Source organism: Microbacterium sp. P5_E9, assembly GCF_054049175.1.
The window spans coordinates 130,950-142,786 of the sequence record NZ_JBFUMV010000001.1 but is presented as its reverse complement, the minus strand read 5'-3'; the positions used below and the strand labels follow the sequence as shown (position 1 = coordinate 142,786).

The 11,837-nt window shown below is 69.3% G+C and carries 13 protein-coding genes; 11 read left to right on the top strand and 2 right to left on the bottom strand.

The window, feature by feature from the left end; all coding sequences use genetic code 11:
* Position 1 precedes the first annotated feature (1 nt).
* The 3 genes from ACXJ3V_RS00695 to ACXJ3V_RS00685 are packed head-to-tail and all read left to right on the top strand — an operon-like array spanning position 2 to position 2,675.
* Complete coding sequence (locus tag ACXJ3V_RS00695; protein WP_457098337.1) at positions 2 to 1,243, top strand: glucose-1-phosphate adenylyltransferase; 1,242 nt, start codon at positions 2 to 4, stop codon at positions 1,241 to 1,243.
* Positions 1,244 to 1,285: 42 nt separating this feature from the next.
* Positions 1,286 to 1,927 carry a phosphoserine phosphatase SerB gene (serB, locus tag ACXJ3V_RS00690; RefSeq protein WP_457098336.1) on the top strand — a complete coding sequence of 214 codons (642 nt, stop codon included), beginning with the start codon at positions 1,286 to 1,288 and terminating at the stop codon, positions 1,925 to 1,927.
* A gap of 52 nt (positions 1,928 to 1,979) precedes the next feature.
* Positions 1,980 to 2,675: an alpha/beta fold hydrolase gene (locus tag ACXJ3V_RS00685; protein WP_457098335.1), complete on the top strand. Its 696-nt coding sequence runs from the start codon at positions 1,980 to 1,982 to the stop codon at positions 2,673 to 2,675.
* A 76-nt stretch (positions 2,676 to 2,751) separates the two neighbouring features.
* On the opposite strand, the gene ACXJ3V_RS00680 is transcribed toward ACXJ3V_RS00685, so the two are convergent.
* Complete coding sequence (locus ACXJ3V_RS00680) at positions 2,752 to 3,462, bottom strand: beta-ketoacyl-ACP reductase (RefSeq protein WP_457098334.1); 711 nt, start codon at positions 3,460 to 3,462, stop codon at positions 2,752 to 2,754.
* 107 nt (positions 3,463 to 3,569) lie between these two features.
* Between ACXJ3V_RS00680 and ACXJ3V_RS00675 the strand changes: the two genes are divergently transcribed.
* From ACXJ3V_RS00675 to ACXJ3V_RS00660, 4 genes are all read left to right on the top strand, one after another.
* Positions 3,570 to 4,115, top strand: coding sequence for a DUF4190 domain-containing protein (locus ACXJ3V_RS00675; protein ID WP_457098333.1), 546 nt, complete (start codon positions 3,570 to 3,572; stop codon positions 4,113 to 4,115).
* A 68-nt stretch (positions 4,116 to 4,183) separates the two neighbouring features.
* The gene (locus ACXJ3V_RS00670) at positions 4,184 to 4,564 is read left to right on the top strand and encodes a DUF3099 domain-containing protein (protein ID WP_457098332.1); all 381 of its coding nucleotides are present in this window, start codon (positions 4,184 to 4,186) and stop codon (positions 4,562 to 4,564) included.
* The gene (locus ACXJ3V_RS00665; protein ID WP_457098331.1) at positions 4,561 to 4,779 is read left to right on the top strand and encodes a hypothetical protein; all 219 of its coding nucleotides are present in this window, start codon (positions 4,561 to 4,563) and stop codon (positions 4,777 to 4,779) included. Before ACXJ3V_RS00670 ends, ACXJ3V_RS00665 begins: the two co-directional genes overlap by 4 nt.
* A complete protein-coding gene (locus ACXJ3V_RS00660; protein ID WP_457098330.1) occupies positions 4,776 to 5,633 on the top strand; it encodes an SURF1 family cytochrome oxidase biogenesis protein in 858 nt (285 codons plus the stop codon). The genes ACXJ3V_RS00665 and ACXJ3V_RS00660 overlap by 4 nt, the downstream gene beginning before the upstream one ends.
* A 12-nt stretch (positions 5,634 to 5,645) precedes the next feature.
* Here the strand turns inward: ACXJ3V_RS00660 and ACXJ3V_RS00655 are convergent, their stop codons facing one another.
* On the bottom strand, positions 5,646 to 7,244 hold the full coding sequence (locus ACXJ3V_RS00655) for an ABC-F family ATP-binding cassette domain-containing protein (RefSeq protein WP_457098329.1): 1,599 nt from the start codon (positions 7,242 to 7,244) through the stop codon (positions 5,646 to 5,648).
* A gap of 132 nt (positions 7,245 to 7,376) precedes the next feature.
* Here ACXJ3V_RS00655 and ACXJ3V_RS00650 point away from each other — a divergent pair, with 132 nt between their 5' ends.
* From ACXJ3V_RS00650 to ACXJ3V_RS00635, 4 genes are all read left to right on the top strand, one after another.
* The gene (locus tag ACXJ3V_RS00650) at positions 7,377 to 8,021 is read left to right on the top strand and encodes a biotin transporter BioY (protein ID WP_457098328.1); all 645 of its coding nucleotides are present in this window, start codon (positions 7,377 to 7,379) and stop codon (positions 8,019 to 8,021) included.
* A gap of 159 nt (positions 8,022 to 8,180) precedes the next feature.
* Positions 8,181 to 9,599, top strand: a complete 1,419-nt coding sequence (locus ACXJ3V_RS00645; protein ID WP_457098327.1) for a DUF222 domain-containing protein — start codon at positions 8,181 to 8,183, stop codon at positions 9,597 to 9,599.
* Positions 9,600 to 9,700: 101 nt separating this feature from the next.
* On the top strand, positions 9,701 to 10,747 hold the full coding sequence (locus ACXJ3V_RS00640) for an iron-siderophore ABC transporter substrate-binding protein (protein WP_457098326.1): 1,047 nt from the start codon (positions 9,701 to 9,703) through the stop codon (positions 10,745 to 10,747).
* Positions 10,744 to 11,814 carry a FecCD family ABC transporter permease gene (locus tag ACXJ3V_RS00635; RefSeq protein ID WP_457098325.1) on the top strand — a complete coding sequence of 357 codons (1,071 nt, stop codon included), beginning with the start codon at positions 10,744 to 10,746 and terminating at the stop codon, positions 11,812 to 11,814. The genes ACXJ3V_RS00640 and ACXJ3V_RS00635 overlap by 4 nt, the downstream gene beginning before the upstream one ends.
* The last annotated feature ends 23 nt before the right edge of the window (positions 11,815 to 11,837 follow it).

Here is an 11,837-nt window from a genome sequence, read left to right as displayed (position 1 = left end):
CATGCCAGCACAGCCGAAGGTCTTCGGAATCATCCTCGCGGGCGGTGAGGGCAAGCGGCTCATGCCGCTCACTGCTGATCGCGCCAAGCCAGCAGTGCCGTTCGGCGGGCAGTACCGGCTCATCGACTTCGCGATCTCGAATCTCCTCAATTCGGGGTTGCGGCAGCTCGTCGTGCTGACCCAGTACAAGTCGCACAGCCTCGACCGGCACATCTCGCAGACGTGGCGGATGTCGGCTCTGCTCGACTCGTACGTCGCCTCGGTGCCGGCACAGCAGCGACTGGGCAAGCGGTGGTTCTCCGGCTCGGCGGATGCGATCCTGCAGAGCCTGAATCTCATCAACGACGAGAAGCCCGACATCGTGATCGTGATCGGCGCCGATCACGTCTACCGGATGGACTTCCGGCAGATGCTCGACGCGCACCTGGCTTCCGGCGCGCAGGCGACGGTCGCCGGCATCCGTCAGCCGATCGCGCTCGCCAATCAATTCGGCGTGATCGACCTGGCCGACGACCAGACGCGCATCCGGGAGTTCCTCGAGAAGCCGCAGAAGCCCACCGGCCTGGTGGACTCCCCCGGCGAAGTGCTGGCCTCGATGGGCAATTACATCTTCAATGCGCAGGCGCTCATCGACGCGGTCGAGAGCGATGGCGAGCTGTCGACCTCGAACCACGACATGGGCGGCGACATCATCCCCTACTTCGTCGAACGCGGCGAAGCCGGCGTGTACGACATGAAGCGCAACGACGTGCCCGGCTCGACCGATCGCGACCGCGATTACTGGCGCGACGTGGGCACGATCGATTCCTTCTTCGACGCGCACCAGGACCTGATCTCCACGCTGCCCGTGTTCAATCTCTACAACATGGAGTGGCCGATCCATTCGCAGACGGTCAACTCGCCGCCGGCGAAGTTCGTGCGCGACTCGGTGGGGCGCATGGGCAACGCGATCGACTCGATCGTCTCGCTCGGCTCGGTCCTTTCCGGAACGCATCTGGAGCGCAGCGTGGTGGGTCCGTGGACCCTCGCCGGCGGCGGATCGACCATCACCGACTCGGTGCTCTTCGATCACGTGAACGTCGGAGCCGGCGCCCGCGTGCATCGAGCGATCCTCGACAAGAACGTCATCCTCGCCCCGGGCGCGACGGTGGGCGTCGACCGCGAGAAGGATCTGGCGCGCGGCTTCACTGTCACCGACAGCGGTCTCACGGTCGTCGGCAAGAACATCATCGTCGAGCGCTGACCCGCGCACGGGCGGTGCTGCGCGCGCCGCTACGGTGGACTGGTGCCCGCGACATCCGCCCGCTTCCTGATCGTCCTCGACGCAGACTCGACCCTCATCCGCAATGAGGTCATCGAGCTCATCGCCGACGAGGCGGGGCGCGGGCCCGAGGTGACGGCCGCGACCGAGGCTGCGATGCGCGGAGAGGTGGACTTCGCCACGAGTCTGCGCTCGCGGGTCCGCGCACTCGAAGGGGTGCCCGTCTCGGCGTTCGCCCACGTGCTGGCGCGCATCGAGCCCACGCCTGGAGTGCGGGAGCTGATCAGCGCCGCCCATGCCCGCGGCGGACGCGTCGGAGTCGTCTCCGGCGGCTTCCACGAGATCCTCGACATCGTTGCCCCCGACCTCGGCGTCGATCTGTGGCGCGCGAATCGACTGACCGTCCGCGATGGTGCGCTCACCGGGACGGTGGATGGCGAGATCGTGGATGCCGAGGGCAAAGCGCGCGCGCTGCGGTCGTGGGCCGTCGAGGCCGGCGTGCCGCTCTCGGCGACGATCGCGATCGGCGACGGCGCCAACGACCTGCGGATGATGGCGGTTGCCGGTCTCGGCGTGGCCTTCAACGCCAAGCCCGCGGTACGGAATCAGGCGGACCTCGTGGTGGGCCCGATCGATCTGCGCGAGATCATCCCGCTGCTGCCCTGAGCCCGATCAGTCCCCCTGCCGGATGTCGCACACCCCGAGTAGCTTCTCGGGCATGGACATCATCCTGATCCCTGGACTCTGGCTCGATTCGTCGTCGTGGGACGACGTGACTCCCGCTCTGGAGCGAGCGGGGCATACCGTCCACGCCCTGACCATGCCGGGAATCGGCGTGGCGGCGGCGGAGTCCTCGGAGGTCGGCATCGCGGACTGGGTCGACGCGGTCGTGGCGGAGATCGATGCCGTCGACGGCCAGGTCGTGGTTGTCGGCCATAGTGGCGGGGGCAACGTCGCGTGGGGCGCCGCCGACGCGCGGCCCGACCAAGTCGCTCGCGTGGTCTTCGTCGACACGGTCCCGCCGCCCGATGGGCAGGGCATCTCGGAGTTCGAGGTCGTCGACGGCGTCATCCCGTTCCCCGGCTGGGACTCGTTCGACGAACCAGAGATCTGGGACCTCAGCGAGCCGGTGCGCGCCGAGGCGGCCGCTCGGGCGCTGTCGGTGCCGGTGAAGGTTCCCACCGATCCGATCCGACTCGTCGATGAACGACGACACCAGGTGCCGGTGACGCTCCTGTCCGGCGGACAGAACGAAGCGGAGTTCCGCGCGACGATCACACAGTGGGGGCCGTGGGCGGACGAGTTCAACGCCATCGCCGATGCCGAGGTGATCAAGCTCGACACCGGGCACTGGCCGCAGTTCTCCAAGCCGGACGCCCTGGCTCAGGCCATCGTCGCCGCTGTCGCGCGCTGACCCGCTTCGACGCCCTTCGACGGGGCTCAGGGACCGGCCCTTCGACGGGCTCAGGAACCGGGGTGCGGGGTGTGCCTCAGTGACCCATGCCGAGGCCGCCGTCGACGGGAATGACCGCGCCTGAGATGTACGCCGCGTCGTCGGACGCCAGCCAGGCCACGACGCCGGCCACCTCGTCGGGGGTCGCGAAGCGACCCACCGGGATGTTGCGCTTGTACTCTGCCTGGGTGTCTTCGGGCAGCGCCGCGGTCATGTCGGTCTCGATGAAGCCGGGCGCGACGACGTTCGCGGTGATCCCGCGGCCGCCGAGCTCGCGCGTCAGCGAACGGGCGAAGCCGACGAGGCCGGCCTTCGATGAGGCGTAGTTGATCTGCCCGGGCGAGCCGTAGAGGCCGACCACACTCGAGATCAGGATGACGCGTCCCCAGCGAGCGCGCAGCATGCCCTTGGAGGCGCGCTTGACGACGCGGAAGGCGCCACCGAGGTTCGTCGACACCACGCTGTCGAAGTCATCCTCGGACATGCGCAGCAGGAGGGTGTCCTTCGTGATGCCCGCGTTGGCCACGACGACCTCGACCGGGCCGAGAGCCGCCTCCACCTCGGTGAACGCGGCATCGACGGATGCGGCATCCGTCACGTCCGCACGGACGGTGAGCGCACCCTCTGGACCTTCACCGGACCGCGCCGTCACGGCGACGCGCCAGCCTGCTGCGACGAAGCGCTCGGCGATGGCGCGGCCGATGCCGCGGTTGCCTCCGGTGATGAGGACGACACGATCAGTGGACATGAGCACTCCCGGAGGCTGGCTGTGAGGGACGCTCCAGCCTATCGGCGAGGCGTTTGACACACCGCGTGCCCGCTGTAACGCTGGGACCACCCGACGAAAGGCCTGACATGAGCGATCCGACCCCCGACGGCACGCCCGTCGCTCCCACCCCTCCGGCAGAACCGGCCATAGCCCCCGCTGCGCCCGCATACGAGGCACCCGTCGCTCCCCCTGCGCCGCCCGCCGGCGGCTACCCGACCTACCCCCCGGCGTACGGTGCGCCTGCCGCACCGGCCGCGGAGGCCTACCCCGGCTACCCCGCTCCCACCTACGGCGCTCCGGCCTACGGCGCACCCGCGTACGGGACCGCCCCCGCGCCCGCCTACGGCGCGTATGCCGCGCCGAAGACGAACGTCCTCGCGATCGTGTCGCTGGTCGCGGCTCTCGTCGGGATGTTCATCATCCCCTTCATCGGTTCCGTCGTCGCGGTCATCACGGGACACATGTCGCTCAGCCAGATCAAGCGCACCGGCGAGAACGGCCGGGGCATGGCACTCGCCGGCACCATCGTCGGCTATGTCGGAATCGGCCTGTCGATCATCGGATTCATCATCCTGATCGCCGTGTTCGGATGGTTCGCCGCCAACACACCAGGGATGTACGTCCGCTCGTAGCAGAGCGCCTGGCTTTGCCCGTCCGCACGGACCGCGGGGGCGGCGGCGCGGCGTACCCTGGATTCATAGTGAAGAGTCCGACCGGCCCCCAGTCCGCGACGTCGCTGCCTCCGGCACCGCGTGACGCCGTCGGCGCACGCTCGACGCGCTATCTGCTCATGATGGGCGTCCGGGTCGTCTGCTTCATCCTCATGGTCGTCATCACGCCCTACGGCTGGTACACCTGGGTGCTCGGGGCCGGAGCAGTCTTCATCCCCTACATCGCGGTCGTGCTGGCCAACGTCGGCGCCGACGATCGACGTCCCGAGCCGGAGAACCCGGAACGTGCGCTGCCCGCCGCACCGACGGTCCACCCCGTGCCCGGCGACACCGGGGTCATCCGCATCGCCGAGGCCCACCCGCTCGACCCGGGGCCACAGAGCACCTCGCCTGCGGATCCGCCGGCATGAACGACGAGATCCAGACCGCGGTGTGCTCGCGGGCCGGTTGCCGCGCCGCCGCGCGGTGGCGCATCGAATGGCGCAACCCGCGCATCCACGCGGAAGACCGCCGCAAGACCTGGGTCGCCTGCGACGAGCACCGGGACTATCTGAGGGACTTCCTCCGAACCCGGGACTTCCCGGTCGAGGTGACCCCGCTCGCGCAGGTGGGAGAACCAGCATGAGCCGCCGCGACGCCCCGGCCGGGGTGCGATGGACGGCGTATATCGGCGTGGCGATCGTGTTCGCGATCGCCTGCGCATTCCTGTCGAACTGGCAGTTCACCCGCAACGCGCAGCGCAGTGAGCAGCTCGCCCTCATCGCCGCCAACTACGACGCCGAGCCCGTCCCGCTGGCCGAGGTCATCGCGCCGGGCGCCGACCTCGCCCCGGGCGACGAGTGGCGACCCGTCACCCTGACCGGAACCTATCTGCTCGACGACCAGATCCTGGCCCGCAACCGCGTGCACGGCGGCACCGCGGCATTCGAGGTCCTGGTGCCTTTCCGGCTCGACGACGGCACCGTGCTGCTCGTCGACCGCGGCTGGGTGCCGCCGGGTGAGTCGCAGCCCGAACCCGACGCCGTGCCGGCGCCACCGGAGGGCGAGGTCACCGTCGTGGTGCGCCTGCGCCCGGGTGAGCAGCTCCCTCGTTCGGGCCGGACCGCGCCCGCAGGTCAGGTCCCGACTATTCACCTCGCCACGATCGCAGGCCTCATCGAGCCGGCCGACGCCTCGGAGCTGGAGCTGAGCGCCTACGGAATGATGGCCAGCGAGTCGCCCGCACCGGCAACGCGACCGACCGCTGTCGAGTCTCCGTCCGAAGACCCCGGGCCCTACCTGTCCTACGCGGTGCAGTGGATCCTGTTCGCGGTGATGGGCTTCATCTTCATCTTCTACGTCATCCGCACCGAGCGGACGCGTCGACGGGAGGATGCCGAGGCCGCCGCGGCAGGCGAGACCGTGGTGCGCGAACCCGCTCGGGCACGCCGACGTGACCGCGACGCCGAAGACGAGGACGCGCTCCTCGACCAGCGCTGACGCGCCGGCAGCTCACGCAAGCGAGATCAAGTCCGCGTAGTCGCGACCCCAGAGATCTTCGACGCCGTCGGGCAGGATCAGCACCCGCTCGGGATTGAGCGCCTCGACGGCGCCCTCATCGTGCGAGACCAGCACGACAGCACCCTCGTAGTGGGCGAGCGCGCCGAGGATCTCCTCGCGCGACGCCGGGTCGAGGTTGTTCGTGGGCTCATCGAGCAGCAGCATGTTGGCGCTCGACACGACGAGGGTCGCGAGCGAGAGCCGCGTCTTCTCACCGCCGGACAGCACGCCGGCCGGCTTGAGCACGTCGTCGCCGGTGAACAGGAACGACCCGAGCACCTTGCGAGCATCCGTGGCCGTGATGTCCGGCGCCGCCGACATCATGTTCTCCAGCACCGAGCGCGAGACATCGAGGTTCTCGTGCTCCTGGGCGTAGTAGCCGATTTTGAGGCCATGCCCTGGCTCGATCTGGCCGGTATCGGGCTTGTCGACGCCGGCGAGGATCCGCAGGAGCGTGGTCTTGCCCGCGCCGTTGAGCCCGAGTACGACGACCTTCGACCCGCGGTCGATCGCGAGATCGACATCCGTGAAGATCTCGAGCGAGCCATAGGACTTCGAGAGCCCGGACGCCATGAGGGGCGTCTTCCCGCACGCAGCGGGCTTGGGGAAGCGCAGCTTCGCGACGCGCTCCTCCTGACGCACATCGTCGAGGCCGGACAGCATCTTCTCGGCGCGAGCGACCATCTGGTGCGCGGCCGCCGCCTTCGAGGCCTTCGCGCCGAAGCGCGCCGCCTGCATCTGCAGCTGCGTCGCCTTCTTCTCGACGTTGACGCGCTCCTTCTTGCGGCGCTCCTCGTCGGCGACCCGCTGGCGGAGGTAGTTCTTCCAGTTCATGTTGTAGACGTCGATGACCTGGCGGTTGGCGTCGAGGTAGAACACCCGGTTGACGGTCTCGCCCACCAGTTCGACATCGTGGCTGATGACGATCAGCCCGCCCTTGTAGTTCTTGAGGAATTCGCGCAGCCACACGACGCTGTCCGCGTCGAGGTGGTTCGTGGGCTCGTCGAGGATCATCGACTCGGCATCCGAGAAGAGGATGCGGGCGAGCTCGATGCGGCGGCGCTGGCCACCTGAGAGGGTCTTCAGCTGCTGATCGAGGATCCGGTCGGGCAGCGAGAGATTGTGCGCGATCGACGCAGCTTCCGCCTCGGCGGTGTAGCCGCCGAGCGATTCGAAGCGCTCGGTGAGGTTCGCGTACTTGCGCATGGCCTTGGCCGCGACATCCGCGTCGTCCGATCCCATCGCGAGGGTGGCCTCGTGCATGCCGAGCGCAAGGGTCCCGAGTCCGCGGGCGTCCAGGATGCGGGTGCGGGCCAGCATCTCGGGGTCGCCGGTGCGGGGATCCTGAGGCAGATAGCCGAGTTCGCCGGAGCGGTCCACCCTGCCGTCGGCGGGGATCAGATCCCCGGCGAGCACCTTGGTGAGCGTCGTCTTGCCTGCGCCATTGCGACCGACCAGGCCGACTTTGTCGCCGGCCGAGACGCGAAAGGACACCTCCGACATGAGCACGCGGGCACCCACGCGGATTTCGAGGTCGTGCACGGAGAGCACAGCAGACGTCCGTTTCCTTGAGTGATTGGGTGCAGAAGTGACCGATGGTCAGCCCCCTAGTATAAGTCGCGACAGCACGCGCAAATTTCGACTCCCGCCTCGCCCAGAGGCCAAAGACGTCCTAGGAGCCCCATGTCCTCGCTCTCCGCAGCCCCCTCCGCCGCCGGACACCGTCCTGTTCTCGCCGACCTCATCGCCCGCCCGACCGCGCGCGCGCAGGCTTTCGCGCTCGACGCCGGACTCGTCGTCGCCGGCGCCGCAATCGTCGCGCTGCTCGCCCAGGTCTCGATCCCGCTGTGGCCGGTGCCCATCACGGGTCAGACGCTCGGGGTCATCGTCGTCGGCGCATCCCTCGGCGCCTGGCGCGGTGCTGCGGCCCTGACGACCTACATGCTCGTCGGGCTCGCCGGCCTTCCGGTCTTCGCGGACTTCACCGGCTCGATCGCGGCGGTCGCCAAGCCGAGCTTCGGATTCGTCATCGGCTTCATCGCGTCCGCGTTCGTCGCGGGCTGGTTCGCACAGCGGGCCTGGGACCGCAAGCCGCTGCTCGCCTTCGCCGGGTTCGCGCTGGCGAGCATCATCCCGTTCCTCATCGGAGTGCCGTACCTCGCGTTCATCCTCAACAACGTGCTGGGTGCGGACTACACGTTCGGCCAGATCCTCGAGGTCGGCGTGCTCCCCTTCATCCTCGGGGGCCTGATCAAGGCGGCGCTCGCGGCCCTCATCATCCCGGGCGCCTGGGCGCTGGTGCGCCGGGTCGACAACAGCAAGAGCTGATCGGATGCCGCGGCCGCGGCATCCGATTCCCCGAAAGCCCCGACTCCCTGTCGGGGCTTTCGTGTGTATGGGTTCGCCCCTCGAAATTGGTCGAAAAACTTCTGCTGATCAGGTGAATTTCGGGATCGGAATGTCGGTGGCCTTCGGCAGAATTGGGGTATGAAAGACCTCATCGATCGTCTCGAAGCACTCGACGCGATGATCGCTGAGGTCGTATCCGAGGCTCTCACCGATGGGGCTCTGAGGATCGCCGACGAGGCCGATGTCGTCCACCTGCTCGCGACGACGGCGCGTATCGGCCGGCGGCTCGATGCAGTGCTGATCGACGCGGTGGGCGAGGTGGAGGCGCGGTCGTCGTCGGGTGATCGGGACGATCGGATGACGACGCGGTTCGGCTGCCACGATGTCAGCGAACTCGTGGAACGCGCCACGCTCTGCGCCCGGTCGACCGTCTCCCGGCTGCGCCGCGCCTCGACTGCCGTGCAGCGCGACGTGTCGATCACCACGGGTGAGCTGCGCGACCCGGCGCTCCCCGCCATGCGCGCGGCAATGTGCGAGGGTCTCGTCGGGGTCGATGGGGTGGTCGCGGTCGCCGGTCCGCTGCTCTTCGCCGGGTCGCGGATCCCGCGGGAGGCGCTGCGGGCCGCCGACGCGGCACTGGCCGCCGCGGCGCGCGGCGAGGGTCCGGATGGTGGGCCGCCCATGGGCGCCGACCTGCTGCGGGTGCAGGCGCAGGCATGGTCGATCGCGCTGGATCAGGACGGCGCCGAACCGCGAGAGCAGATGACCGAGCGCAAACGCTCCTTCACGCTCGGCGCCCCCACCGACGGGGGCGTCCCGTGCCGCGGGAACCTGATGCCCGAGGTGGCCGCGCAGCTGCAGATGATCTTCGACGCGCACACCAACCCGGCCTACCACGGCGTCCGGTTCGCCGAAGAGTCCCCCACGGATGGCGAGCCCGACGACGCGGTGGTTCCGCGCGACTTCCGCACCCGGGCGCAGCAGCAGCACGACGCGCTCGCGAGCGCCCTGTCGGTCGCGGCCTCCAGTGGTCTGCTGCCCACGATCGGCGGCGCCGCCCCGACCCTGATCGTGTCCGTCCGGGAAGAGGACGCCGAGCGCGGGGAGGGGTACGCGCACGCGCAGGGCTGCGATATGCCGCTCGGCATGGCGGCGGCCCTGCATGTCGGGTGCGCCGGCACGATCCAACGGATCACGTCCCGCGACGACGGACGCATCGTCCGGATCGGCATCGAAGAACGCGTCTTCAACCGGCACCAACGCCGCGCCATCGCCCTCCGCGACGGCGGCTGCATCATCCCCGGCTGCGGCATCCCCGCCGGCTGGTGTGAAATCCACCACGTCCAGGAGCACGTCAACGGCGGACCCACCCACACCGACAACGGCGTGCTGCTCTGCTGGTTTCATCACCGCTTCATCGACTGGCACGGCTGGAAGATCCGAATGAACCACGGCGTCCCCGAAGTACGCGCACCCAGCTGGTGCGACGCCACCCTCCGATGGCGCCCCGTCACCACCTCGAAAACCCGACTCCACGACGCAGTCCTCCGACACTGAACCCGGTGCGCTCGGGGCCGAGTTCTTTGATTCAGCCGATTTCCCCTCGCGCCGACCTGGTCACTAAGGTAAACCTTACCTAACCACCAGGAGAAACTCTCGTGCCCCGCACCCGCACCGCCCTCACTCTCACTGCCACCACCGCTGGAATCACCGCGGCCGCACTCCTGCTCGCCGGCTGCGCTACCGGCGCCACCGCTCCTGCGGGCGACTCCGCAGCCGCTGCCGATGGATTCCCGGTCACGATCGAGCACGCGTATGGCGAGACGACGATCAGCGCGAAGCCCGAGCGCATCGCGACGGTGGCCTGGGCGAACCACGAGGTCCCGCTGGCCCTGGGCGTCGTCCCAGTCGGCATGAGCAAGGCCACCTGGGGCGACGACGACGGCGACGGGGTGCTCCCCTGGGTCGAGGACGCCCTGAACGAACTCGGCGCGGACACCCCGGTGCTCTTCGACGAGACCGACGGCATCGACTTCGAAGCGGTCGCCGACACCGACCCCGACGTCATCCTGGCCGCCTATTCCGGACTCACGCAGGAGGACTACGACACCCTCTCCAAGATCGCGCCGGTCGTCGCGTACCCCGAGGTGGCGTGGGGCACCTCGTACGAGGACATGATCCGCCTGGACTCGGCCGCGATCGGGCTCGCCGCAGAGGGAGACCAGCTCATCGAGGACCTGCACGGCGAGGTCGAGACGGCGCTGGCCGCCCACCCCGACCTCACCGCGTCGCACGTGCTGTTCTCCTTCCTCGACCCGGCCGACTTCAGCGAGGTGGGCTTCTACACGAGCCACGACACGCGTCCCGGATTCCTCACGAGCCTCGGGCTGCCGATGCCGGCCGTGGTCGAGGAGGAGTCAGCCGGAACCGAGGCCTTCTACCTCGCGATCAGCGCCGAAGAGGCCGACCGCTTCGACGACGTCGATGTGTTCGTCACCTACGGCGATGCCGATGGAGCGATCATCGACCAGCTGCAGGCCGACCCCCTGCTCTCGAAGATCCCGGCGATCGCCCAGGGACACGTGGCGATCCTCGAGAACGGCACCCCGCTCGCGGCCTCCGCGAACCCGTCGCCCCTCTCGATCGGATGGGGCATCGACGAGTACTTCGCACTGCTCGCCGGCGCCCTCGGCGAGCAGGATTGACTCTCACCCTGACCCGCACGACGGCCAGCCCACCGGCCAGTTCGTCGTCGCCGAGCGCCGCCGCCATGCGGCGCTCGGCGGTGGTGCGGCTGGCCTGGCTGGCCGGCGCCCTGCTCGTGCTGCTCCTCCTGTGCGGCGCCTCGGTCGCCCTCGGCGTGCGGGTCGTCAGCCTTGACGAGGTCGTCTCCGCACTCAGCGGCGACATGAGCGGGATCGCCCAGGCGGCCGTCGTCGCCCGGATTCCGCGCACGGTCCTGGCTGTCCTCGTCGGAGCCGCGCTGGCCATCGCCGGCACCTCGATGCAGGCGGTCACCCGCAACCCGCTCGCCGACCCCGGGATCCTCGGTGTCTCCGGCGGCGCGGCGCTGGCGGTCGTGATCGGCATCGCGTTCTTCGCGCTCGCTGACCCTTACGCGATCATGGCTCTGGCCATCGGGGGCGCAGCAGTCGCAGCGGTCTTCGTCTACATCGTCGGCTCCCTCGGCCGTGGCGGTGCCACCCCCCTGAAACTCGCCCTCGCGGGGGCGGCGACCACGGCGGCGTTCACGTCGCTGGTGAGCGCGATCCTGCTCCCCCGCGTCGACGTCATGGAGACGTTCCGGTTCTGGCAGATCGGCGGAGTCGGTGGCGCGACCTGGGATCGCATCGGCACTGTGCTGCCGGTCCTCGCTGTCGGCGCGCTCGCCTCCGTGGTCACGGCGCGCGGCATGAACTCCCTCGCCCTCGGCGACGATCTCGCCGCAGGCCTCGGCGAGCACGTTGCCCGCACCCGGCTGATCGCCTCCGCAGGAGCGGTCATCCTCTGCGGCGCGGCGACGGCGGTCGCCGGCCCGATCGCGTTCGTCGGACTCGTGATCCCGCACCTGTGCCGGCTCCTGGTCGGCACCGACCACCGCTGGCTGATCCCGTTCGCGGCCGTGACCGGCGCGGCGCTGGTGGTCGCATCCGACGTCGTGGGCCGCGTCGTGGCTCGCCCAGAGGAGATCGAGGTGGGCATCATCACCGCTCTGATCGGCGCACCCTTCTTCATCTGGATCGTCCGCCGTCAGAAGGTGCGCGAGCTGTGACCGCCATCCTGGACGCCACGGCG